This window comes from Providencia sp. UF-183 (genome assembly GCF_058246155.1).
On the sequence record NZ_JBSICD010000002.1, the window covers coordinates 282,398 to 307,839 of the forward strand.

Annotated in this window: 22 protein-coding genes; 14 read left to right on the plus strand and 8 right to left on the minus strand. The window is 41.6% G+C overall.

Annotated features, from left to right (window positions below; translation table 11 throughout):
* Positions 1-7 precede the first annotated feature (7 nt).
* The gene (locus AC4IFT_RS02775; protein ID WP_490750572.1) at positions 8-958 is read right to left on the minus strand and encodes a 4-hydroxyproline epimerase; all 951 of its coding nucleotides are present in this window, start codon (positions 956-958) and stop codon (positions 8-10) included.
* A gap of 154 nt (positions 959-1,112) precedes the next feature.
* Between AC4IFT_RS02775 and AC4IFT_RS02780 the strand changes: the two genes are divergently transcribed.
* The 6 genes from AC4IFT_RS02780 (at position 1,113) to dauA (ending at position 8,506) form a co-directional block, all read left to right on the plus strand.
* Positions 1,113-1,916 (plus strand): helix-turn-helix domain-containing protein, encoded by an 804-nt coding sequence (locus AC4IFT_RS02780; RefSeq protein ID WP_490737000.1) that lies wholly within the window; start codon positions 1,113-1,115, stop codon positions 1,914-1,916.
* Between the two features lie 246 nt (positions 1,917-2,162).
* Positions 2,163-2,786: a CDP-alcohol phosphatidyltransferase family protein gene (locus AC4IFT_RS02785; RefSeq protein ID WP_490750573.1), complete on the plus strand. Its 624-nt coding sequence runs from the start codon at positions 2,163-2,165 to the stop codon at positions 2,784-2,786.
* Between the two features lie 9 nt (positions 2,787-2,795).
* Positions 2,796-4,562: a bifunctional alpha/beta hydrolase/class I SAM-dependent methyltransferase gene (locus tag AC4IFT_RS02790; protein ID WP_490736996.1), complete on the plus strand. Its 1,767-nt coding sequence runs from the start codon at positions 2,796-2,798 to the stop codon at positions 4,560-4,562.
* Between the two features lie 203 nt (positions 4,563-4,765).
* The gene (locus AC4IFT_RS02795) at positions 4,766-6,106 is read left to right on the plus strand and encodes a phosphatase PAP2/dual specificity phosphatase family protein (RefSeq protein WP_490750574.1); all 1,341 of its coding nucleotides are present in this window, start codon (positions 4,766-4,768) and stop codon (positions 6,104-6,106) included.
* Positions 6,103-6,504 (plus strand): hypothetical protein, encoded by a 402-nt coding sequence (locus tag AC4IFT_RS02800; protein WP_490750575.1) that lies wholly within the window; start codon positions 6,103-6,105, stop codon positions 6,502-6,504. Before AC4IFT_RS02795 ends, AC4IFT_RS02800 begins: the two co-directional genes overlap by 4 nt.
* Before the next feature lie 286 nt (positions 6,505-6,790).
* Complete coding sequence (gene dauA, locus AC4IFT_RS02805) at positions 6,791-8,506, plus strand: C4-dicarboxylic acid transporter DauA (RefSeq protein ID WP_490750576.1); 1,716 nt, start codon at positions 6,791-6,793, stop codon at positions 8,504-8,506.
* A gap of 79 nt (positions 8,507-8,585) precedes the next feature.
* On the opposite strand, the gene mnmL is transcribed toward dauA, so the two are convergent.
* Genes mnmL through hemA form a run of 6 tightly spaced genes read right to left on the minus strand, consistent with a single transcriptional unit; the run spans position 8,586 to position 14,445 of the window.
* A complete protein-coding gene (gene mnmL, locus AC4IFT_RS02810) occupies positions 8,586-9,491 on the minus strand; it encodes a tRNA modification radical SAM protein MnmL/YtqA (protein WP_490750577.1) in 906 nt (301 codons plus the stop codon).
* Positions 9,492-9,502: 11 nt separating this feature from the next.
* The gene (kdsA, locus tag AC4IFT_RS02815) at positions 9,503-10,357 is read right to left on the minus strand and encodes a 3-deoxy-8-phosphooctulonate synthase (protein WP_219248439.1); all 855 of its coding nucleotides are present in this window, start codon (positions 10,355-10,357) and stop codon (positions 9,503-9,505) included.
* Between the two features lie 45 nt (positions 10,358-10,402).
* The gene (sirB1, locus tag AC4IFT_RS02820; protein WP_490736986.1) at positions 10,403-11,212 is read right to left on the minus strand and encodes an invasion regulator SirB1; all 810 of its coding nucleotides are present in this window, start codon (positions 11,210-11,212) and stop codon (positions 10,403-10,405) included.
* A 23-nt stretch (positions 11,213-11,235) separates the two neighbouring features.
* A complete protein-coding gene (gene prmC, locus AC4IFT_RS02825; RefSeq protein WP_490736984.1) occupies positions 11,236-12,069 on the minus strand; it encodes a peptide chain release factor N(5)-glutamine methyltransferase in 834 nt (277 codons plus the stop codon).
* Positions 12,069-13,151: a peptide chain release factor 1 gene (gene prfA, locus AC4IFT_RS02830; protein WP_219248445.1), complete on the minus strand. Its 1,083-nt coding sequence runs from the start codon at positions 13,149-13,151 to the stop codon at positions 12,069-12,071. The genes prmC and prfA overlap by 1 nt, the downstream gene beginning before the upstream one ends.
* Before the next feature lie 31 nt (positions 13,152-13,182).
* The gene (hemA, locus tag AC4IFT_RS02835; protein WP_490736981.1) at positions 13,183-14,445 is read right to left on the minus strand and encodes a glutamyl-tRNA reductase; all 1,263 of its coding nucleotides are present in this window, start codon (positions 14,443-14,445) and stop codon (positions 13,183-13,185) included.
* A 498-nt stretch (positions 14,446-14,943) separates the two neighbouring features.
* Between hemA and lolB the strand changes: the two genes are divergently transcribed.
* The 3 genes from lolB to prs all read left to right on the plus strand — a co-directional run bounded on the left by lolB (position 14,944) and on the right by prs (position 17,488).
* Positions 14,944-15,600, plus strand: a complete 657-nt coding sequence (lolB, locus tag AC4IFT_RS02840) for a lipoprotein insertase outer membrane protein LolB (protein WP_275076760.1) — start codon at positions 14,944-14,946, stop codon at positions 15,598-15,600.
* On the plus strand, positions 15,597-16,472 hold the full coding sequence (ispE, locus tag AC4IFT_RS02845; RefSeq protein ID WP_490750578.1) for a 4-(cytidine 5'-diphospho)-2-C-methyl-D-erythritol kinase: 876 nt from the start codon (positions 15,597-15,599) through the stop codon (positions 16,470-16,472). The genes lolB and ispE overlap by 4 nt, the downstream gene beginning before the upstream one ends.
* Before the next feature lie 68 nt (positions 16,473-16,540).
* Positions 16,541-17,488: a ribose-phosphate diphosphokinase gene (gene prs, locus AC4IFT_RS02850; protein WP_219248451.1), complete on the plus strand. Its 948-nt coding sequence runs from the start codon at positions 16,541-16,543 to the stop codon at positions 17,486-17,488.
* A gap of 304 nt (positions 17,489-17,792) precedes the next feature.
* Here the strand turns inward: prs and ychH are convergent, their stop codons facing one another.
* Complete coding sequence (ychH, locus tag AC4IFT_RS02855) at positions 17,793-18,059, minus strand: stress-induced protein YchH (RefSeq protein ID WP_490750579.1); 267 nt, start codon at positions 18,057-18,059, stop codon at positions 17,793-17,795.
* Positions 18,060-18,358: 299 nt separating this feature from the next.
* On the opposite strand from ychH, the gene pth reads away from it, so the two are divergent.
* The 5 genes from pth (at position 18,359) to AC4IFT_RS02880 (ending at position 24,506) form a co-directional block, all read left to right on the plus strand.
* Positions 18,359-18,949: an aminoacyl-tRNA hydrolase gene (pth, locus tag AC4IFT_RS02860; RefSeq protein WP_490750580.1), complete on the plus strand. Its 591-nt coding sequence runs from the start codon at positions 18,359-18,361 to the stop codon at positions 18,947-18,949.
* A gap of 103 nt (positions 18,950-19,052) precedes the next feature.
* Complete coding sequence (gene ychF, locus AC4IFT_RS02865; protein WP_219248458.1) at positions 19,053-20,144, plus strand: redox-regulated ATPase YchF; 1,092 nt, start codon at positions 19,053-19,055, stop codon at positions 20,142-20,144.
* A 373-nt stretch (positions 20,145-20,517) separates the two neighbouring features.
* Positions 20,518-22,275, plus strand: coding sequence for an esterase/lipase family protein (locus tag AC4IFT_RS02870; protein ID WP_490750581.1), 1,758 nt, complete (start codon positions 20,518-20,520; stop codon positions 22,273-22,275).
* Complete coding sequence (locus tag AC4IFT_RS02875) at positions 22,272-23,342, plus strand: T6SS immunity protein Tli4 family protein (RefSeq protein WP_490750582.1); 1,071 nt, start codon at positions 22,272-22,274, stop codon at positions 23,340-23,342. Before AC4IFT_RS02870 ends, AC4IFT_RS02875 begins: the two co-directional genes overlap by 4 nt.
* A gap of 93 nt (positions 23,343-23,435) precedes the next feature.
* On the plus strand, positions 23,436-24,506 hold the full coding sequence (locus tag AC4IFT_RS02880) for a T6SS immunity protein Tli4 family protein (RefSeq protein ID WP_490750583.1): 1,071 nt from the start codon (positions 23,436-23,438) through the stop codon (positions 24,504-24,506).
* The last annotated feature ends 936 nt before the right edge of the window (positions 24,507-25,442 follow it).

The following is a 25,442-nucleotide window of genomic DNA, read 5'->3' on the forward strand; positions in this document are numbered from 1 at the left end:
CATCCCCTTACGCAACCGAAATACCGAAACGAAATGGGTCTTGCTCATCAATAAGCAGCGTATTTTGCCCGCTAATATAGGCATTTCCGCGAATGGTTGGGACAATTCCGTTTTCATCCGCAGGCTGGAAGCTCCCTTGAAACTCACTGCCAATTACACTGGCTTGATGCCAAATTTCGCCTGCTGCGAGTTTTTTATCCGCCGCTAGACAAGCTAACTTGGCACTGGTACCTGTGCCGCACGGCGAGCGGTCATACGCGCCACCGGGGCATAACACAAAACTTTGGCTATTTGCTGTTGGGTGTGAACCAAATAATTCGATGTGATCAATTTCTTGCCCGTCTTTACCAAATATTTTTTGGTCAACAAGTGCTTGTTTAATTTTTAAGCTCACTTCTGTTAACGATTTAACCTCTTTAAAATCAATCGAAACGGGTGAGTTTTCCACAAGAAAAAACCAATTGCCGCCCCACGCGATATCGCCTGTGATAATGCCGACATCGGGTACATCAACTTGTACCCCTTTGCGATAACGATACGAATACACGTTCTGGATGCTCACGCTACCATCCCTGTGCAGTTCCGCCGTGACCTCTCCTACAGGGGTTTCAATCAAATGCTTTCCATAAGAGATTTTCCCGAGAAAATGTAAGGAGGCGACTAAGCCTATCGTTCCATGCCCGCACATCCCAAGGTAACCTTCGTTATTAAAAAAGATCACCCCTGCCGCTGCTTGTGGGTTTTGTGGTTTACACAACAGTGCACCGACCAATATGTCATTACCCCGCGGCTCTAAAATGATTGCTCTTCGCCATTCATCATGGTTATCACGCAATATTGCCAAGCGGGTGGCCATGCTTTCGTCACCTAACGGTGGAAACCCATCAATCACTAAGCGCGTTGGCTCCCCTGCGGTATGGGAATCTATTACTTCAATTTTAGAATATTTAGATTGCATTGATTAGCACCCTATTAACCATAATTTGTTAATAGATTGCTTGATTTTTGTTAATCAATCTTGATATCTTTCCATCGAACTTATGCGTTTTTCTGCACAATCTAAAAATATTCAAGAAAATTAGTAACAATAATTTAATATTTGGGAGCGCAGCATGATCAATCTAAATAAGTTATTATTAATCAGTCAGGAAAATATGCTTTTTCCCGTTGATAACATTGACGTTTTACTAAACCATCTCGGTTTAGTCATGCCGCTAATTAATACGCTTCCCAATGTCACTTTTTTTGTAAAAGACCATAATGCACGCTATTTACTTGCCAATGATAATCTGGCAACCCGCTGTAAAATGAAGGGAATTAATGATGTAATTGGTAAAAGTGCCGAAGAGTTATTCCACGCAGAACTAGGGCAAAGCTATAGTTCGCAAGATTACCTTGTGATGGAAAAGAAAATCAGTGTGATAAATAAGCTTGAGCTGCATCTTTATAAAGCGGGGTTACTTGGTTGGTGTTTAACGACAAAAGTACCGATATTTAACACGCGCAATCAAGTGATTGGTGTGGCTGGGATTTCTGTAGATTTACAAGATATTAAGTCTGTCAGCCCAAAACTGAATAACCAGCTTAGCCTAGTCGAGCGTTATATTAGTGACCATTTTGATACCGCAATTAAAATCACGGAACTTGCCGACATTTCAGGACTTTCACTTTCACAATTAAATCGTCAATTTAAAGCCATTTTTTTAATTACCCCTCAACAATATATCCAGAAAAAACGTCTCGAACATGCGATTGAGTTATTAGAAGATGATTTTTCAATTACTGATATTTCGATAAAGTGCGCTTATACCGATCACAGTGCTTTTTGCCGAAAATTTAAAGAAATGACCACTATGACGCCCAGCCAGTTTAAACGCATGCGCTCAACGATTGATAAGCAAAAAATAATCGCATGATCGGGTATCTTATTGCGCATTTACTATTTTTACTTAATATTAAACAAACTTGGTTTAAGGTTTGTTGATATATTGTTTTTCCCTGCCATTTCAATATATTAATCAATAAAACCTCCCTTTCATCTTCACTATATCCCTACGTGAAATATATTAACTTAAGATAGCTCTTATTGCGGCTGTTGATGAATAGCGTATTGATATGTCACAAAGAAAAGTGCTCTTGCATGGCATATAAAAGGAAAAAAAATGACCATTTATGATCTGAAACCAAAATTTCAAGATCTGCTTCGCCCGATAGTCCGTAAATTATTTAATGCTGGGGTCACTGCTAATCAGGTAACGTTGGCAGCATTATTGTTATCCGTGATTGTCGGGTTAGTTTTGTTTTTCTTCCCAAATCCACATCTGTTTATTTTATTGCCGTTTGTGTTGTTTATTCGCATGGCGCTCAATGCAATAGATGGCATGTTAGCGCGAGATCATCACCAAAAAAGCCACTTAGGTGCGATACTCAATGAGTTGGGCGATGTTGTTTCTGATGTTGCGCTATACCTACCTTTCGCCATTATTTTCCCTCACTCGATTTGGCTAATTTTACTTATTTTATTTCTCTCATTACTCACTGAATTTATTGGTGTTACCGCACAAGCAATAGGCGCTTCTAGGCGCTATGACGGCCCTATCGGGAAAAGCGACCGTGCCTTTATTTTTGGCGCCCTTGGTTTGTTCGTGAGCATTTTCCCGCAGCTACTGCTTGCAGGCTGGGTAAACTATCTCTTTGTTATTCTATCTTTGTTGCTGCTTTATACCTGCTATAACCGTATTCGCCGTGCATTGGATGAACTTCGCACGCCTTCGGACAATAATTAAGGAATAATTATGAACGCTCAGACAGATTATCTGACGCAACGCCCTGTTTTAGAATCGCAATTTACGACCAGCGATCACACGCCACTTTTTTATCGTCATTGGCCAACACAAGTGCCGACGGATAAAGCCATTATTCTATTCCATCGAGGCCATGAGCATTCAGGCCGTGTAGCACACCTCGTTGATGAATTAAACCTTCCTGATTACGCCATGTTTGCTTGGGATGCGCGGGGACATGGACGAAATGAAGGCCCAAGGGGCTATAGCCCTTCCCTTGGAACATCTATACATGATGTTGATGAATTTGTTCGATATGTATCCACCCAATATCAAATCCCCTTAGAAAATATTATTGTCATTGGGCAAAGCGTAGGCGCTGTTTTAGTCTCAGCATGGGTACACGACTATGCGCCAAAAATTCGTGGAATGGTTTTAGCCTCACCGGCTTTTAAAGTTAAACTGTATGTGCCTTTTGCCCGCACAGGGTTAGCTTTGATGCAAAAAGTGCGAGGTTTGTTCTATGTGAATTCTTATGTCAAAGCGAAGTTTCTAACTCATGATGAGCAGCGTATTGATTCATTTAACCGAGACCCGCTGATCACTCGTCCTATTGCCGTTAATATCTTACTCGAATTGTATAAAACGGCAGATAGAGTCGTTGCTGATGCCAGCGCAATTACCCTGCCAACTCAGTTGTTTATATCTGGCAGCGACCATGTTGTCCATCACCGTCCACAGCATCAGTTTTTTGAGCGCTTAAATACACCAATCAAAGAAAAGCACATCTTGCCGGGCTTTTATCACGATACATTAGGTGAAAAAGAAAGGCATATTCCTATCGAAAAAATACGTGATTTTATTGGTAAATTATTTAATCTCCCTGTTTACCGACACGATTACCAGTATGAAGATACATGGAGCACTAGCGCAGAAAATTACCGCAAACTGGCGACGCCACTACCAAAATGGTGCCCAAAAAACCTTGCCTTCAAAATTATGAGTAAATCAATGAGCACCTTAGGCAAAGCTTCTGAAGGCGTCCGCATAGGCTACGATAAAGGCTTCGATTCAGGCTCAACCTTAGACTATGTTTATCGTGACAAAGCCGAAGGAAAAGGCCTATTCGGGCGCATAATTGACAGGCAATACCTCAATAGTATTGGCTGGCAAGGGATCCGCCAGCGTAAAGTTAATATTGAGAATACCTTACGCCAAGCTATTCGCGACTTAACCGATAACAATATGCCAGTACGAATTATGGATATTGCAGCGGGTCAAGGCCGCTATATCTTTGATGCAATTAACGATTATGGCAAAGTCGAATCTGTTCTCTTACGTGATTACAGCCCAATTAACGTAGAACAAGGCCGCTTACACATAAAAGAGCGTTTCCTTGAAGATAAAATCCGTTTTGTTGAAGGTAATGCCTTCGACGCTGATGATTTAGCGTCAGTAACACCTGCGCCAACGCTGGGTGTCGTGAGTGGGTTATACGAACTATTCCCAAGCAATAAATTAATTAAAGCTTCATTAGATGGGTTATCAAGAGCAATACCTTCAGGTGGACTCCTCATTTACACTTGCCAACCATGGCACCCTCAAGTGGAAATGATTGCCCGCGTTTTACCCAGCCACCAAGGCGGGCAAGCTTGGGTGATGCGTTGCCGCAGCCAAGGCGAAATGGATGCATTAGTCGACGAGGCAGGTTTCGAAAAACTAAACCAGTCTATTGATAACTGGGGAATATTCAGCGTATCAATAGCAAGGCGCCGTTAATTTCTTAACCTGCCATTGAGGTTGGTTGCCGTTAGTTCTGCCAACCTCAATCTTGCTAATATTGGCTATCTCTATTGCTTCTTTTTATCAAAGCCCCTATGTTGTCAGTTAAATAGATATTTTCTCCTATAAACAATTAATTGCAGTACTCACGATTTCCCCTTAAATGTCTTGTAAAGCACAAAGGAATATTGAAAAGGACAATGACAGCCCACCATCAATCCACTAAGCCATCATCTAAACGACAAATTTTGTTGTTTGGCCTATTGTGGCTGATATTTTTAGCACCATTTTTCTTTCTCACTTATGGGCAAGTCAATAATTACACAGCCACCTTAACCAATGTCCCCTCCTTTGTGTATGCATGGGAGAAACACATCCCATTTGTGCCTTGGACCATTATTCCCTATTGGAGTATTGACCTATTCTATGGGTTATCATTATTTATCTGTACAACACGACGTGAGCAAACAATTCATGGGCTACGATTAATTGCTGCTTCTGTTTGTGCCTGCGTTGGTTTCTTGTTATTTCCACTTAAATTTAGTTTTCCGCGCCCCACGACGGATGGCGCTTTTGGTTGGATGTTTGATAGCTTAGAACTGTTTGATCTGCCGTTTAACCAAGCCCCTTCATTACATATCATTTTGTTATGGCTCCTATGGTTATGTTTTCGAGCTCATACGCCAACACAATGGCGCTGGTTGCTCCACGGTTGGTCTGTATTAATCTTAGTTTCTGTCCTCACTACATGGCAGCATCATTTTATTGATGTTATTTCTGGCTTTGCGGTGGGCTTGCTTGTCAGTTATTTGTTACCTATTAATACACGCTGGCAATGGCACTACACTGGGTCGCCACGTAGTTTTAAAATGAGCAAAAATTACGGTCTTGGCTCAATAGCGTGTTTTTTACTCGCTTTTTTAATTCAGGGCGCTGCTTGGGTGTTGCTGTGGCCCGCGATTGCTTTGTTATTTATTACCCTCGGTTACTTAGGTGCTGGTGCCAGCGTTTTTCAAAAAACACCCGATGGCAAGATCTCCCCATCCGCTGCAATTTTATTGTTACCCTATCGCCTCATTGCTTGGGGGACCTATCATTACTTTGCAAAACATTGTCGGCAACCCAGTATCGTGAGCCCGCATATCGTTTTGGGAGGCCGCCCGCTTTATCCTTTGCAAACCGCCGCCGTTTTAGACATGACTTGCGAATGGCCTCGCAATTCTTTTAGCAAAGGGCTGAAATATTGTAGCCAGCCACAAATCGATTTGTTACCACTAAGCGCAGAAGATATTGAGCAATCTGTGCATATGATGGATACCTTGGCCCAGCATGGTGCTGTCTATATTCATTGCAAATTAGGCTATTCACGCAGTGCCACCGTTGCTGTTGCGTGGTTAGTTCACCATGGTGATGCTCAAACAATAGATAAAGCCGTTGAAATGGTAGAACACGCAAGGCCACAAGTTATTTTAAACCCAGCAACTAAAGAGCAATTAAATAACTGGTTTGCACGTTATCATTTAAATAGGACGCAAAAATGAACCAACTTACCGATAAAAACTGCGGCGAAGTCATTCTAGTATTGACTCGAAGCTGGCTCTATTTAGCGATTAGCTCTGTGCTGGGTTTAATTTTTCAACTTAGTCTTTTTTTAGGAATAAATAACGGGAAGTATTATTTATTTATCAGCATGATTTTATTTATCATTTGCCACTATTATATTTATCGTTTGTGGCTTGATAACCATTTTTTCAAAATAATTTATCAGCAAGGAATGACTGAACCCTTTGATTATGCGCTAAGTTTCTTTATGCCTAACAAGCCCAATAACCGTACGATGGAGCAGCGCTGGCAAGGTACAAAGACCTTATTTAACCGTGCTCTCTTGTCTGTTGTTATCCTTTGGGCATGGCTATTAGTGACTGTAATAGCAATATAATAACGCTCGTCTAATATTAATTTTTCAATCTATAATTTAGTATTACTATAAATTTTAAATTTTGTTAATTTATTATTTACCAAATAGATTCCAGATCAGCTTTAATATGTATAAATATATATTGAATTTATTTACCCCGTAAATTAGATGGTTTTTACTTTTGTTACTGAAAACGTTATGATAATTGGCGTTTCATTGATACATAACAGATTTTTTGAGCTTAGCTAAGCGTATCCTTATAGATACATTTTCGTTTATTTTTCACCCTGTTATTTGGTAGGGTATAATGAGTACAAAAAATATTAATAGGTTGCGCCCTTTTAGCGCATTAATCGATTCATGTTGGAAAGAAAAATATACCGCAGCACGGTTTATAAAAGACCTAATTGCGGGTATTACTGTTGGGATTATCGCCATTCCATTAGCCATGGCCTTAGCGATTGCCAGTGGTGTTCCCCCTCAATATGGCCTCTATACCGCTGCGATTGCGGGTATTATTATCGCTATTACGGGTGGTTCACGTTATAGCGTTTCAGGCCCTACCGCTGCGTTTGTGGTTATTTTATACCCTGTATCACAACAGTTTGGCCTCAGTGGCTTGTTAGTTGCCACGCTGATGTCGGGTGTTATTTTACTGGCAATGGGTTTTGCCCGCTTTGGTAAATTTATTGAATATATTCCCGTATCAGTGACTTTGGGCTTTACCTCAGGTATTGCCATCACTATTGCCACCATGCAAATCAAGGATTTTTTTGGCTTGCAGATGGAACATGTTCCTGAGAACTATGTTGATAAACTGATTGCCATTGGTAATACGTTCCCAACGTTTCAATACAGTGACACACTGATTGGTTTATCCACACTGCTTGTCTTAATCTTTTGGCCTAAGTTAAAGTTAAAATTCCCGGGTCACTTGCCTGCGCTTGTCGTTGGCACGCTAGTCATGTGGGTGCTTTCATTATTTGGGTTAGAAGTCGCCACGATTGGTTCTGAATTTAGTTATTTTCTGCCTGATGGCACTGAAGGGAGTGGTATCCCCCCTATTTTGCCGCAATTTATTTTGCCGTGGGAACTGCCCGGTAGTGCGCCAATTAGTTGGGCAATGATCACCGCACTGATGCCAGCAGCATTTTCGATGGCCGTATTGGGCGCGATAGAGTCGCTACTTTGTGCTGTTGTACTTGATAATATGACAGGTAAAAAGCACCATTCAAATAGTGAGCTCATTGGCCAAGGCGTTGGTAATATTGCAGCACCATTTTTTGGTGGGATCACTGCAACGGCAGCAATTGCCCGCTCTGCTGCCAACGTCCGTGCGGGAGCCACATCCCCTATTTCTGCGGTTATTCACTCAATTTTAGTGTTGCTGACCTTACTTGTACTGGCACCAATGCTCTCTTACTTACCTCTCGCGGCAATGTCAGCATTATTGTTGATTGTGGCATGGAATATGAGCGCAGCTGGGAAAGTGGTTTATCTCATCAAACGCGCACCTAAAGACGACATCATCGTTCTTCTGTTATGCATGTCTTTAACTGTTCTATTCGACATGGTCATTGCCATTACTGTGGGTATCGTGTTGGCATCACTGCTATTTATGCGCCGTATTGCGAATATGACACGTTCAACACAACTAGCTGAAACGGATGAAGAAAATAGCCGATTAGTCGTGCGTATTAATGGCCCACTCTTTTTCGCCGCTGCAGAACGTATTTTCGATGAGTTGCGCGTAAAAAGTGCAGGATATAAAACCATCATCATGCAATGGGATGCAGTACCCGTGCTGGATGCAGGGGGGTTAGAAGCCTTTGAAAAATTCATTGACGCAGTGCGTAAAGACACCCATGTGATGGTTTGTGATATTCCATTCCAACCGCTAAAAACCTTGGCTCGCGCCAAAGTTGCCCCCATTGATGGCGTATTGAGCTTCCATAACTCTATGGATAACGCACTCGAAGCGACTAAAACGATTGAACAGGCTAAAAAATTAGCAGCGGAATAATATAAAGTGACATTAAACCGCTATGTTATTTCTCATAGCGGTTTAATTTAATATCAAAAATCATCGACCACTTTTCTTTTTATGGCAGTGCAGACCCCTGCCCACCATGTTGTAAAAAGTATTGATATAAATTATTCATGCCAACCCAATGGTTTTCACACCACTGCGGTGCGAGTAAAGTCGGCTTTCTTGCACTGGCGCTAATGCGATGATAAACAATGTCTTTCGGTGTATGGCGTACCATTTCGCCAGCAATAGCAGTATATTCGTCTAACGATAATGTTGATAAACGCCCTGCTCGCCAACTTTTAGCCATCACACTGCCTTCAACTATGTGCAAAGGATGTAGTTTGATACCATCTGTGCCACATTCAATCACCTTCTCTAAGGTTTGCATATTCATCTGATCATTCTCACCAGGTAGGCCGCAGATTAAATGCGTACACACCTTTAAGCCAAGTCGACGCGCCTTTTTTGTCGTTTGTTGGTAGGCATCAAACCCATGACCACGGTTAATCCGATGCAATGTTTTATCATGAGCACTTTGTAACCCAAGCTCGAGCCAAATTTCATAACCTTGTTGTTTATACTCACTTAATAGCGATAAAACGGACTCAGGCACACAATCGGGGCGTGTACCTACGCACAAGCCAATGATATCGGCTTGTTGCAATGCCTCTTCATACAACTGTTTGAGTAGATGCACTTCTGCATAGGTGCTGGTGTAGGCTTGAAAATAAGCAAGATAGCGTTTAGCGCGGGAAATGCGGGTGATTTGGTCTGATATTTGTTCACTAATGCTTTGGCTAGATTGGCTCTCATCGGAAAAAGAGGCCACATTACAGAAGGTGCAGCCCCCTCGGCCAAGGGTGCCATCGCGGTTTGGGCAGCTAAAGCCCCCGTGCAAGGTAATTTTATAAATTTTCTCACCATATCGGCGCTGGAGGTCAGCGCCGAACATGGAAACGACTTCAGTGAGTTGCATTTACACCAAACTTAACGGCTAGTGTCTAACTCAGGGAACCCTTTCACCACATCATCAATAGCTTTCATTTGCTTGAGGAATGGTTCCAGTTTATCTAAAGGTAATGCTGATGGACCGTCGCAACGTGCGTTATCTGGGTCTGGATGCGCTTCAAGGAATAAGCCAGCGATACCCACTGCCATACCTGCTCTCGCCAATTCAGCAACTTGAGCACGACGACCACCTGATGCTGCACCAAATGGGTCACGACATTGCAGTGCGTGGGTCACGTCAAAAATCACTGGGCAGCCTTTAGATGATTGCACCATGACATTAAACCCAAGCATATCAACAACTAAGTTGTCATAACCAAAGTTTGCACCACGGTCGCACAGAATAATTTTGTCATTACCGCCTTCAATAAACTTCTCAACGATATTACCCATCTGGCCCGGGCTAATAAACTGTGGTTTTTTGATGTTAATGACAGCATCCGTTTTTGCCATCGCAGCAACGAGATCGGTCTGGCGTGCTAAAAATGCTGGTAATTGAATGACATCAACCACTTCAGCAACTGGTGCGGCTTGTGAAGGCTCATGCACATCAGTGATAATTTTTACGCCAAAAGTTTGTTTCAGTTCTTGAAAAATTTTCATCCCTTCTTCAAGACCTGGACCACGGTAAGAGTGGATAGATGAGCGATTCGCTTTATCAAATGACGCCTTGAACACATAAGGAATGCCCAATTTTTGCGTTACAGTGACATAGTGCTCACACACTTTCATTGCCATATCGCGAGATTCAAGGACGTTCATTCCACCAAACAACACAAATGGCAAGTTGTTCGCGACATTGATATCACCAATATTGACTACTTTCTGTTGCATACTCTTACCTTTAAAGTTAAGACAGGCTGTCTGTCATTGCGTTAATTAATGTAATACGATTGGATGATTATCCAATGAATAAATTTGAATTTTAATCATTTCAGATACAGGATCTTCTGGGCAGTGCTCGATAAAATAATTAAGGTCACTTAACGCCACATGATTACAATCTAAATGCGCCAGTATTAACCCGCGATCACGAATCTCATAAGGGTCTTCAGGGTCTAGCGTCAGCAGTGTTTCGCACACTCGCAACGCGACCTCCATTTTTTTCTCTTCCATCAGCGCCGCTTTTAGCGTGTCAAAAATCTTGCGAATAATAATACTATTTTCAGCTACATCGAGTTGATCTTGGAAAAACTCAGAGAAAGGATCAACAGTACCTTTTAGCCACATGTTCAATGTATGAAGTGATAGCGACTCGCCATTCGCTGGGTTAATAAACCACGGTTTTCCATCCCGTTTTTCCGTAATAATTAATAATTGGGTTGGAAAAATGGCAGGCCGGATATCAATATCTAAATGCTGAGCGATATACAACAAAATAGCACCCAATGTGACGGGTGTACCTTGTTTAGACGCTAATACTTTATCAAGCCAAAGCATATCTGATAATGCATAGATGCCCTGTGCCGGGCCAAATGACCACTGCTGATAAAACAGTGTAACTAACTGTTCCACTTTAGTTTCATTATCAGCGTGTAAATCGATGACCGATTTTGCAGATACGACAAGGCTATCTAATTGAGCTTGGACTTTCATCAACGGGAAATCATGACGGATGCATTGAGAAACGGTCATAATCCCTTCACTTAAGGGGAGCTGATTAAATTCAATATTCGCTATGGTCTTCATTACATTCCCACTACTGTGCCCACTTAACCATTCCATTGACCGAGTGAAACTCTTTCTTGCCCACCGTAATCGAGACACGTCTCAATTTGGGTGTACCCATGTTTTGCAAATAAATCACGCACGGCCGAACCTTGTGTCCAGCCATGTTCAAGAAGTAACCAACCTTGATTTTTAAGATAGTTTTTTGATTTATCAATGATCAATGCCAAATCAGCTAGCCCTTCATTTTTTGCAATTAATGCAGTAGCTGGCTCAAAACGCACGTCACCTTCACTCAGGTGATTATCATTTTCGTCAATATAAGGCGGATTACTCATAATCATATCAAATTGTTGAAATGATAGGGAAGTAAACCAATCACTTTGCATAAATTGAACGTTGGCAATATTCAAACGTTGTTGGTTTCGTTGCGCTAACTTCACTGCTTCAGGATTGAAATCAATGCCAATAACGTGGCTGTTAGGCAACTCAGAGGCGACGGCTAAAGCAATCGCGCCCGTTCCTGTGCCTAAATCCAATAAATCACAAGGTTGATTTGTTAAACGTGTTAATGCTTGTTCGACCAAACATTCTGTGTCTGGCCTTGGAATTAATGTGGCAGGTGATACATAAAGTGGTAACGACCAAAACTCACGCTCACCGATAATATAGGCAATTGGCTCACCTTTCTCTCGGCGTTGCAATAGCTGTTCAGCTTGCTGCAGTTCTAACGCGCTAAGTTCAGTCTCACTAAAAGCAAAAAGGTAGGTACGGCTGCGACCCGTGGCATGTTCAAGCAGGATTTCTGCATCCCGCTTTGCGCTATCGCTTGCAGACAGTCTGCTGACTGCCTGCTTTAGCCATTCGCTATACTGCATTATTCCTGCTCAGAAAGTGCAGAAAGTTGGTCTGCTTGGTATTCGTTGATGATAGGCTGGATTAATGCATCCAATTTTCCTTCCATCACTTCATCCAAACGGTATAACGTCAAGTTGATGCGATGATCCGTGACACGACCTTGCGGGAAGTTATAAGTACGGATGCGGTCTGAGCGATCCCCAGAACCCAGCAAGTTACGACGCTCTGACGCTTCAGCTGCATGGCGCTTGTCCATTTCGGCTTGGCGAATACGCGCACCTAATACTGACATCGCTTTCGCTTTGTTTTTATGTTGCGAGCGCTCGTCTTGGCACTCCACCACAATCCCTGTAGGAAGGTGAGTAATACGGATTGCCGAGTCGGTGGTGTTAACGTGCTGACCACCCGCCCCTGATGAGCGGAAAGTATCAATACGTAAATCCGCAGGGCTGATTTCAGGTAACTCAGCTTCTGGCAATTCAGGCAAAATCGCGATAGTACACGCAGAAGTGTGAATACGGCCTTGAGATTCAGTCTCAGGAACACGCTGCACACGGTGTCCACCAGACTCAAATTTTAAACGCCCGTAAACACTGTCACCGGAAATTTTTGCAATAACTTCTTTATAACCGCCATGCTCACCATCGCTGGTGCTCATTAGCTCAACACGCCAGCGGTTATTCTCTGCATAACGGCTGTACATACGGAATAAGTCGCCAGCAAAAATTGCGGCTTCATCACCACCTGCACCTGCACGAATTTCTACGAAACAGTTATATTCGTCATCAGGGTCTTTAGGAAGTAACAATAATTGTAGTTGTTGCTCAAGCTCTTCATTACGTGCTTTGGCTTCTTTAAGCTCTTCTTGAGCCATTTCTTTCATTTCAGGATCGTCTAACAGCATTTCTGCCGTTTCGATATCGTCCTGCACTGTACGCCATGCGCTAAAGCATTTCGCTACATCTGATAATTGCGCATATTCTTTTGATAAAGCTCGAAAACGGTCTTGATCGGCAATCACACCCGCATCTGCAAGGTGCGCTTCGATTTCTTCGTAGCGTTCTTGTAATGCTTCTAGTTTTGCGACAATAGAAGGCTTCATTCGTTATATAAGACCTATGATTAAAAAGTGGTTATTGATGGTCCAGCCCTAAGCTGTCCCTAAGTAGATTTAGACGCTCAACATCGCCATTTCCCGCTGCTTGTTGCAGCGATTTGGTCGGAGCGTGAATAAGGCGGTTGGTAAGTTGCTGCGATAACTGCATAATCACTTGCTCAGGGTCAGCGCCTTGTCGAACAGCTGCTAAAGCTTTTTCGGCCATATTAGCTCGGATTGCCTCAGCTTGCTCTCGGTAATCGCGAATTGTAGACACTGCGGCTTGTGAACGCAACCAATCCATAAAATGGCTGCTTTCTTGTTCAACAATAAACTCCGCTTCAACCGCTGCTGCTTTACGTTGCGCTAAATTTTGCGCAATGATGGACTCAAGGTCATCAACAGTATACAGGTACACATCGCGAAGTTTTTCAACATCTTGTTCGATATCCCGCGGTACAGCAATATCGATTAATAACATTGGCTTACTGCGGCGGACTTTCATTGCACGCTCAACCATGCCTTTACCAATAATTGGCAGCGGGCTGGCGGTCGAGCTGATCACGATGTCAGCTTCAGCTAAGCGGCTATCGATATCCGATAATGAAATCACCTGAGCGTTAACTTCATTGGCTAACAGTTCAGCACGCTCACGGGTTCGGTTGGCTATCATCATCTTTTGCACGCCGTGCTCACGCAAATGGCGAGCTACGAGCTCGATAGTTTCCCCTGCTCCGACTAACAAAATATTCAAATGTTTGAGTGATTCAAAGATTTGACGAGCCAGAGTACAAGCTGCAAACGCGACAGACACCGCATTCGCACCAATATCTGTTTCAGTTCGCACGCGTTTGGCGACAGAAAATGATTTTTGGAATAAACGCTCTAATTCACTGGATAACGAATGGCTATCTTGTGAAAGTGCAAACGCTTTTTTCACTTGGCCTAAAATTTGCGGCTCCCCTAATACCAAGGAGTCAAGGCCACTTGCCACTCGCATTAAGTGGCTAACGGCGTGGTCATCTTGGTGCCAATACAGGCTAGGCTGCAAATCCTTTGGGGTAATTCCGTGGAAATCACACAACCATTTAACCAGCTGCTCTTGCGCTTTGTCTTGCGACTCAAGGCTCAAATACAGTTCTGTTCTATTACACGTAGACAGCACAACGCCGCCATTCACTTGAGGTTGTTTAAGAAGATCCTCAAGTGCATGGTCGATTTTTTCAGGACCAAAAGTCACCCGCTCACGCAGGGCAACTGGTGCCGTTTTATGATTGATGCCTAAGGCTAATAAGGTCATTGCGCTTTACGACTTACTCACATTGCTTACATTGCTAATTATTTTGTCAGTAACGTTATGCTCATTATTAATAAAGAGAACATTACTGCTATTTATATACGACTATTGTAGATGATCCTCGCGACGCTTTCTACGCCTTGCAAGGTTCTATCATTCAGAAAGATGACCAATCCCAAAAAATAAACGAAAAAAAAGGTATTAACGATTATTTTTCATGATTGAAACCTATCGTTCCTTTAATTTTATTGTTAGCAAATTATTAATCACAACGCTAACGACTACAATAACATGCATAAAGAATGCAATTATTTCGCACAGAAAGCAAATGGTGATGTCCTATTGCTTTAATCAACTTTACGGGAAATAACCCTATTCTGATTGATTCAATCAGCAGATTAGCGCACAATTTTGCCCATCAATACGCTACCTTATGTATAACCTAGCGTAATTCGCTTTAATTTATGATGTTATCTGTGCCCTAAAACGTTGAGATTGACTATGCAATTAACCCAAGTTTTGTCGTTCACTCACCCTGTAAAAGGCTTTTGGCGGCTTTTGCCTCTTTCCTGCCTTTTATTAACAGCTTGTGTCACTACGTCACAAAATACCACCAAAGGCACAGGTTCAGCGTCTGACGCGCAATGGAAAGCCCACCAGCAAGAATTGAATCAACTGCGTGATTATCAAACACGTGGCTCTTTCGTTTATAATGGCGGCGAAACCAAGACTTACGCAAAATTCTTCTGGCAGCAATATACACCCGAAAAGTATCGTTTATTGCTGACAAACCCGCTGGGAAGCCGTGAATTAGAACTCACCGTTGAGCCTGATTTGGCGCGTTTAACCACCAAAGATGGGCAAACTCATATGAGTGATGTCCCTAGCGAGTTAATCTATCAACTGACTGGCATGGAAATCCCGCTAGATGACTTAACTGCGTGGTTAGTGGGTTCTCCGGGTCGGGCGACGGATTTCACCTTAGATGAAAACCACTTACTGAAAAACGTGACGTTTGAACAAAATGGGGAAAAATGGGTGTTAGATTATATTTCCTACGACACCAAAACCTCGCCAATGCTGCCAAATTACCTTGAACTACGCCAAGGCGACCGATTAATTAAATTGAAAATGGACAGCTGGACACTGAAAAAATGACATTAACTTGGCCCTCTCCTGCTAAATTAAATTTATTCTTGTATATCACGGGACAGCGCCCAGATGGCTATCATGAGCTACAAACGCTGTTTCAATTTTTAGATTATGGCGATGAAATCACGATTACCACACGCCATGATGATCAACTGAATTTAGTAACTGAAATGGCTGGGGTTCCTCCCGAAAAGAACTTAATTTTGCGGGCTGCCACATTACTACAACGCTATTGCCGTGAAACGCTCAATTGGGCTCAGCCCCTTGGTGCGGATATCGCGATTGATAAAATCCTCCCGATGGGCGGTGGTATTGGCGGTGGTTCATCGAATGCGGCAACCACATTGATTGCCCTCAATGAACACTGGGGTACACAAGTGTCCGATGAGGTTTTGGCTGAGCTTGGCAAAACGCTCGGTGCAGATGTGCCTGTGTTTGTTCGAGGCCATGCTGCATTCGCTGAAGGAATCGGTGAAATATTAACCAAAGCTTCCCCTAAAGAGAAATGGTATCTGGTTGCTCACCCCGGAATTGAAATATCAACTCCGACTATCTTCACAGATCCGCAATTAAATCGAAATTCTCCAAAACGCTCCCTAGCCGCATTATTACTGGCTCCGTACGCAAATGATTGCGAACCGATCGCAAGAAAACGTTTTCGTGAGGTTGAACAGCTTGTTTCTTGGCTGTTAGAATATGCTCCGTCTCGCCTAACAGGAACAGGCGCGTGTGTTTTTTCTGAATTTGAAACACAAGCGAATGCCCTTAAGGTGTTAAATAAAGCCCCATCGTGGGTGCAAGGGTTCGTCGCTCAAGGCGCTAACGTATCCCCACTGCACAATTTCCGCGCTGGGATAACCCGTGTATTGCACCAATAAGTAATGAAACAACGCTCATTGCTATTGGTCAACAATATCTCTCTGGACGCAAGCCTGAGGTTTTTCTCGTGCCCGATATGAAGCTTTTTGCTGGTAACGCTACACCGGAACTAGCACAACGTGTTGCTAACCGCCTTTACACTAATCTTGGAGACGCGGCTGTTGGTCGTTTTAGCGACGGCGAAGTCAGTGTTCAAATTAATGAAAATGTTCGCGGTGGTGATATTTTTATCATCCAGTCAACTTGTGCACCAACTAATGACAACTTAATGGAACTGGTTGTTATGGTCGATGCCCTGCGCCGTGCATCTGCTGGTCGTATTACCGCTGTTATCCCTTACTTCGGTTATGCAAGACAGGATCGTCGCGTACGTTCTGCCCGTGTACCAATCACCGCTAAAGTTGTTGCCGATTTTCTGTCCAGTGTTGGCGTTGACCGTGTTCTCACTGTTGACCTTCACGCAGAGCAGATCCAGGGCTTCTTTGATGTTCCTGTTGATAATGTATTCGGTAGCCCAATTCTTCTGGAAGATATGCTCCAGAAAAACTTGGAAAACCCAATCGTTGTATCTCCAGACATCGGCGGCGTGGTACGTGCTAGAGCTATCGCAAAACTCCTGAATGACACCGACATGGCAATCATTGATAAACGTCGCCCTCGCGCAAACGTTTCTCAAGTTATGCACATTATCGGTGATGTTTCAGGTCGTGACTGCATCTTAGTTGACGATATGATTGATACCGGTGGTACTCTGTGTAAAGCGGCTGAAGCGCTGAAAGAACGTGGTGCAAAACGTGTGTTCGCATACGCAACTCACCCGATTTTCTCAGGCAATGCTGTAGACAACATCAAAAATTCAGTGATTGATGAAGTCATTGTTTGTGACACTATTCCACTGTCACCTGAAATCAAGGCGCTGCCTAACGTTCGCACCTTAACATTATCAGGCATGCTGGCTGAAGCTATTCGTCGCATTAGCAACGAAGAGTCAATCTCAGCAATGTTCGAGCACTAATTACCGTCAGGTTATTCATGCTCTTACAGTGATGGAATGAAATCACAGCCAAAAATTAAGCCCCTGCAGTCATCTGTAGGGGCTTTATGTTTTTAGCGCGTATAGACAATAGATACCTATTTCTATGGCTTTTTTTATTCACTCAACCTCTACGCCATAAAAATAACCAACTTCTTTGTTGTGAATGCTTAAAAAAACAGACACAAAACCTATACAGCTAGGCGACCTTGACGTTAAAAACATCGACTATCACCCAGCTAACTATCACCTAAAATTATCGCTGGCTTATTAATAAGCTAAATAATTATGGATAACGGTGATTATCTTTACGACCGTAATGTTTTAATACCCAGTAACGGTCTGCAACTTTCTCACGTCCCCCAACTCTCGCCCCTGCTAGCCACACCATCGCACCCACGAAAATTCCGAAGAGTGAGCCGTTAGTAACCAGTTCAGACAAGCCAAAATTGATCACATGGGCGAATAGGTTAACCCCAATGCTCCCAATCATCATGACCATCCCTAATCCCATGAGAACATTACCAATTAAATGAGCACTTTTCCGTTTCATATCTACCTCCAGTATCAGTGGACTGATAAGCAAGCATCTGTAAATTAATTCGGTGATTCTTTATATTTATGTAAGGATTATAGTGCATTAAGTAAAATTTTTTGCGATAGGCATCACAAGGTACAAAGTTGTCCATAATATCTACCCATAAAGTGCTTTTTATCAAAAATACAGAAAAAACGAATAGTTCATAACGCAACTATAATGAACGTGATGTTTTTATCGGATTTTTGTACATCCTCCCCATCACAAGGTAAACTAGGCGATTAATTCCATAAACTGACAGTGAAATAGTCGCCGTGAGCAAAATTAAATTAATTGTTGGCCTTGCAAATCCGGGGGCTGAATACGCACAAACCCGCCATAATGCAGGGGCATGGTATGTTGATTTGTTAGCTGAACGTCACAATCAACCCTTAAAAGAAGAACCGAAATTTTTCGGCTATACCGCACGCATTAATCTTGGTGGTAATGATATTCGCTTATTAGTACCGACCACCTTTATGAACCTCAGTGGGAAAGCCGTCGCAGCCATCGCAAATTTTTATCGTATTAACCTCGATGAAATTTTAGTCGCCCACGATGAGCTTGATATCCCACCGGGTGTGGCAAAAATGAAGCTTGGTGGTAGTAATGGCGGCCATAACGGGTTAAAAGACATTCAGAGCAAATTTGCCAATAACCCAAATTTTTACCGTTTGCGCATTGGTATTGGTCATCCGGGCGATAAAAACAAGGTTGTCGGTTTCGTTTTAGGTAAGCCACCGATGTCTGAGCAAAAACTGATTGATGATACGATTGATGAAGCGGTAAGGTGCACAGACATTCTGTTATCTGATGGAATGGACAAAGCGATTAACCGTTTACATAGCTTTAAAGCGACTGCATAAGAGTTCATTTCATCAAAATCGACTTTTTGTGTATAATCAGCGCCAATTTCTAAACATTGGGTGCAGCACTCGCCTGCCCCTCGCTATTTAAGGTGAGAAACATATGGGTTTTAAATGCGGTATCGTTGGTCTGCCAAACGTGGGTAAATCCACATTATTTAATGCATTGACCAAAGCCGGCATCGAAGCAGCCAACTTCCCTTTCTGTACAATTGAACCAAACACGGGTGTTGTGCCAATGCCAGACCCACGTCTTGATCAATTAGCTGAAATCGTGAAGCCACAGCGTATTTTACCAACCACCATGGAATTCGTGGATATTGCAGGCTTGGTTAAAGGCGCATCAAAAGGTGAAGGTCTCGGTAACCAGTTTTTAACTAACATCCGTGAAACTGAAGCTATCGGCCACGTTGTACGTTGTTTTGAAGATGACAACATTATCCACGTTGCTGGCCAAGTTAACCCCGCTGAAGATATTGATGTTATCAATACTGAATTAGCCTTAGCTGACCTTGATACCTGTGAACGTGCTATCCACCGCGTACAAAAACGCGCTAAAGGTGGCGATAAAGACGCGAAAGCGGAATTAGAAGCGTTAGAAAAATGCCTGCCACATTTAGAGCAAGCAGGCATGCTGCGTACATTGGATTTAACCACAGAAGATAAAGCCGCAATCCGCTATTTAAGCTTTTTAACGTTAAAACCAACCATGTATATCGCGAACGTCAATGAAGATGGCTTTGAAAATAACCCATTCTTAGACAAAGTGTATGAAATTGCACAAGCCGAAGGCTCTGTGGTTGTCCCTGTATGCGCGGCTATCGAGTCCGACATCGCTGAGTTAGATGATGAAGAACGCGACGAATTTATGGCAGATTTAGGCATCGAAGAGCCAGGCTTAAACCGCGTTATTCGTGCTGGTTATGAATTACTAAACCTGCAAACTTACTTCACCGCGGGTGTTAAAGAAGTTCGCGCATGGACAATCCCTGTCGGTGCAACCGCGCCACAAGCGGCTGGTAAAATCCATACTGACTTCGAAAAAGGTTTTATCCGTGCTCAAACCATCGCATTTGCGGATTTCATTCAGTACCGCGGTGAACAAGGTGCAAAAGAGGCAGGTAAAATGCGCGCAGAAGGAAAAGACTACATCGTTAAAGACGGTGATGTCCTGAACTTCTTGTTTAATGTGTAAGCCTACACTTAAGTCCTATACTGTTTCATAAAGCATCATTTCATAATAAAACAGCATAAAATTCATAATATTAACTGGGTTTTATGCTGTTTTTTCCTCAAAGTATCCTGAAGATAATTATTGGCCCCCACACTAGATATACCTTGGCAACATGGGTATTTAGTTATCTATCGTATTGGTATTTCCTCATATCGCACAAAAAAGCGACTCATGACGTACTCTACCTCAGATAAATCTCGTTCATCTCTCATTCATTAAATTTTTTCAATATTTAATTTGTTTTTAACCTTCTCAATCTGTTAGCGTAAGTCAAATTTTCATCACTATTACCAAAATAACATTCAAAATATGACCTACAATTAAAGGATAAATAATGAGTCAAGATGAAAAAAAAGAGCATATTCAACACTGTTTTTGTGAGTTTGATGAGAAAAAACGGGTTGCTTGGGAGTGTACGACTGAACACAAGTCACTGAATGCCAAAGCTTACCTCTATGTCCCTGCCACCAAAGTGGTTCCTGTCATTTTTTTACCCGGTATTATGGGGTCTAACTTAAAACATAAAGATACAGGCGATTCGGTCTGGCGAATACGCAGTAATCTGACATTAAAGGCATGGGATGCACTGGGATGGGTTTTTACATCAGGAAAGCGCCGTCGTGAGTTATTAGATCCTAACGCAGTTGTGACGGATTTTGATCAAAAGGTGGGAGATAATGATAAAGAGTCGACTTATTTTGCTAACTCTCGCCAACAACGTGGCTGGGGAAGCGTATTGCAATTTTCATATGCAGAGCCTCTCGACAAATTACAAAAAGAATTGCTGATATGGGAAGATTATTATAACCAAGCGCGAAGTGATGGTATCGCCACTGTCGATGCAGCAACGGAGTATTTTAAAGGCACTGGCAAAGGTTCAGCGTCTATTTTTCAACATATTTTAGACAAGAAACTGTCACCTGATGATGAAAACCCGCTTTCGCTTAAAGAAGCGGCTAAATTTCGCAGCTTGCTACTTCCGCTTCATGCTTTTGGTTATAACTGGCTGCAAGACAACGCGCAGTCCGCACAAGAACTTGCCGATTATATCGATAACGTGTTGAAAATGTATAATTATGATGCTAATGGGCGAGTCGGACATGGACTGGCATTTGAAAAGGGGCATGAGAAAGTCATTCTGGTAACCCACTCAATGGGCGGGCTAGTGTCACGTTACGCCTCGGAATTATTAGCCACACCATACAAAGATAAAATCCTCGGGATTGTACATGGTGTAATGCCGGACTTGGGGTCACCCACTGCCTATAAAATGATGAAAATTGGTGAGCATTCCATGCCAATGGGGTTAGTGTTGGGTATGAGTGCTACGCGTTTGATGTCAGTATTAGCGCAATCCCCAGCGCCATTACAACTTTTACCATCAGCAAACTATAACCACGGAAAACCGTGGTTACGAATTGAAAAAGGCAGCCCTGATGGAATGACGGATTTATTACTGCCTCAAAATGGTGATCCCTTTGAGGAAATTTATCTTCAAGATGATGTATGGTGGCGGATGTATGAATCAGACATTCTTGATAAAAATGATATCGCTAGCAAAGGCAATTTTATTAATTATAAAAATATAATTGAACGGCAAGTTTCCCCTTTCATTCAAAAAATGGACGGTCAATACCATACCAATACCTACCAATTTTACGGGGCGTATTTTGATAAACTTGACCCAAAAGACGCTCGTCGTTCAGATGAAACAGTGACATGGAAATTACGGGATAAAACCTCTTGGTTATGGGTCTCTGATGACAGCCGAGCAACAGAGGAATATGGCGATAAGCGTGAGTACACATTAGTCAAATCCAGTTATCAATGGAAAAATACCCTTTCATATGATTATGAGGGTGGAGCTGGTGATGGCACGGTCCCCCAATACTCTATCAACTTACAGGCAAAATCACGCTTCAAAGAGATCTTAAAATTGAATGTCGACCACCAGAATGCCTATCAGTTTGCCCCTCTGAAAGGGGATGCCGAGTTTGAGACATATGAAAAAACAGGTGATATCTCCCCCGCCATTAAATTTACCTTGCGTTCATTATGTCGCATTTTGCAAACAGATGAGGTGAAACCGTGACGAAAAAAGGGCTGATTGTTTTTTTCTGTTTAGTCTTGATGGGCACTTTAGCAGCTTGCTCCGTGCCGAATAAACCCTATTCGTATTCTCTTAATAAAAAGGATTATACTGTGATTAACTCTCTGTTTGATGATGCTCCAACCTATTGTTTGGGTCGTTATACCTTTAATTATCCGAAAGCGTTAACGCAAGAGCTGTCCTCCGTTATTAATATTGATGACATGACCATTGAAAGTCAGTTCCTTTATCCGCCTGCATTTAAACAACGTATTGAGTTGCGTGAGGATGAATTAAAGAGTCAACGTGTAGTTGATAACTCTGATGCTCCTTTTTTAAAAGAGGTCATTAAATTAAATAATGGAGTTATATTCGACAGCAACGAGAATTCTACAACACCAGATTTTGGTCGAATTTTGGAAGGACATATATATATTGATAGAATTGCTTTCATTATCAAAACTGAAATAAGGGATGTATCTAGTCCTAAATATAAAAATATGCAGATAAGGGATCAGAAATATAATATACCTATTACCGACAAACCGCAAAAACTCGCGGCCATGCGATCGTTAATTTCTCGATTACACGGTCGTCCAAAAAATGAAATCCCCACCGAAAAAGGAATTTGCATTCCTTATGGGTTTATTCAGGATGACGGACGTGACCACAAATTTAAATTATCTATGCTATTTAAAAACAGTCAATTTGCATGGGCAATTGTAATGGATAATTTACTGGGTAGTGAAGAAGAAAGCTTACTTGAACGCTCATCCGAAATTAAGCCCGTTATGCGGCAACTGGGGGCATCTACATTGAAAAAAGGCCAAGTGCAATATAATACAATCCAAGGTGAAGAATGGCTCGTCTCTGGTGAAGAGGATGGCGATAAAAAATACCGTTTCCAATACAATGCGAATGAAAAGCATGTGACATACCTACAGCCTTTAGTCCTTATTTTACTTCATAACTCAGGGATATTGACCGTAAAAGATTATACCGATGAACAAATGGTGGAAATCTGGGATAGGGTCTTACAGTCCTTTAAAGTTCGGCCTAACGCCTATTAAGGCCATAAGCGCAGCTATCAGCTTTAGCTGCGCCCTTATCCATTGAATATAATCAAGAGCACATTTTGTCAAACAGTAAGGTAAAGGAATATGATGAAAAAACAGATTATAATCATCGCGCTTGGGGCTTTTATCTTTAGTGTTTTAACGGCGTGCACTGTGCCCAACAAAACCTATTCATATTCTCTCAATGAACAGGATCCTGCTGTGATTAACTCTCTGTTTGATGATGCACCAACCTATTGTTTGGGTCGTTATACCTTTAATTATCCGAAAGCGTTAACGCAAGAGCTGTCCTCCATTATTAATATTGATAACATGACCATTGAAAGTCAGTTCCTTTATCCGCCTGCATTTAAACAACGTATTGAATTGCGTGAGGATGAGTTAAAGAATTCATCAGTAAGAAATAATTCTAATGCGCCATTTTTGAAAGAAACAACTCGATTGAATAATGGTGTGATCTTTGAACATAACAAAGATAACATTAAACCAGATTCTGCAAGGGAATTAGAGGCGCATGTTTATATTGATAATGTCGCATTCATTATTAAAATAGATATAAGTGATATAACTGATTCTAAATATTTAGAAAGACAAAAAAGATTTAAAGATAATAATTGGGATCTAACCGACAAACCGCAAAAACTCGCGGCCATGCGATCATTAATTTCTCGATTACACGGTCGTCCAAAAAATGAAATCTCCACCGAAAAAGGAATTTGTATTCCTTATGGGTTTATTCAGGATGACGGACGTGACCACAAATTTAAATTATCTATGCTATTTAAAAACAGTCAATTTGCATGGGCAATTGTAATGGATAATTTACTGGGTAGTGAAGAAGAAAGCTTACTTGAACGCTCATCCGAAATTAAGCCCGTTATGCGGCAACTGGGGGCATCTACATTGAAAAAAGGCCAAGTGCAATATAATACAATCCAAGGTGAAGAATGGCTCGTCTCTGGTGAAGAGGATGGCGATAAAAAATACCGTTTCCAATACAATGCGAATGAAAAGCATGTGACATACCTACAGCCTTTAGTCCTTATTTTACTTCATAACTCAGGGATATTGACCGTAAAAGATTATACCGATGAACAAATGGTGGAAATCTGGGATAGGGTCTTACAGTCCTTTAAAGTTCGGCCTAACGCCTATTAAGGCCATAAGCGCAGCTATCAGCTTTAGCTGCGCCCTTATCCATCGAATATAATCAAGAGCACATTTTGTCAAACAGGAAGGTGGATGAGTTACAGCCTATCTGTTAGATGCGCTTTGAGTGTAAAAACAAGACTTATCACCCTGTTGGCTTGATGTTTTTCTCATTCAAGCCTATCACTCATTTTTGCTAATCGGCACATTCATTCATCTCTACCAGCCAACCGAGTGACTTATTCGCTTATCAAAGAAGCTAAGGCGTTTCTGTAAACGCGGTATCATCTTTAGCTGAATACCCCAAAAAGCATGCTAAGTACAGCTTTGTCCCTCTGCAGATTTTCATTTTCAATGGCTCCACAAAAGCAACTCACTGTATTTTTTCAAATTACCCCATTAAGTAAACTTAAAATAGGCTTTATATATTTTTTTAGTATAGGTAGCTTATTCAACCAATCTAATATGTAACATAATTTATTATGTCAATAACTTTGGTCATTACTTTCAAAATAACACCATTAATGAGTAAATACTCTTTTATCTCTCGTTATATTTTACACAAAAAACAAGTGAAATTATTTTTTGTTTAATTTTCACTCTAAAAAACAATATCAATTCTTATTATATTTTTTCTTATTCGAAACACTTACCAACTTTCAATTAATAAGAGATATTTTCCAACGCATTCTCTTTTTACATAAATCATTCCACAAACACCCTTTATAAGAGTAAATTCATTAATCTATAATTCTAAAAATCATTTGAAATCTAATGTTACAAATTAATTAAAATATTTATTTGATAACTTTATTATATACCCCAAAAAATCTAACCCTCTGTTAATTAACATTATTAATGCTTTCATTTTAGCTATTCCTCTAAAAAAACCTTTTTTATCATTATCCAAATATTGATAAGAAAAGTTGATTTGTCTTTTAAATC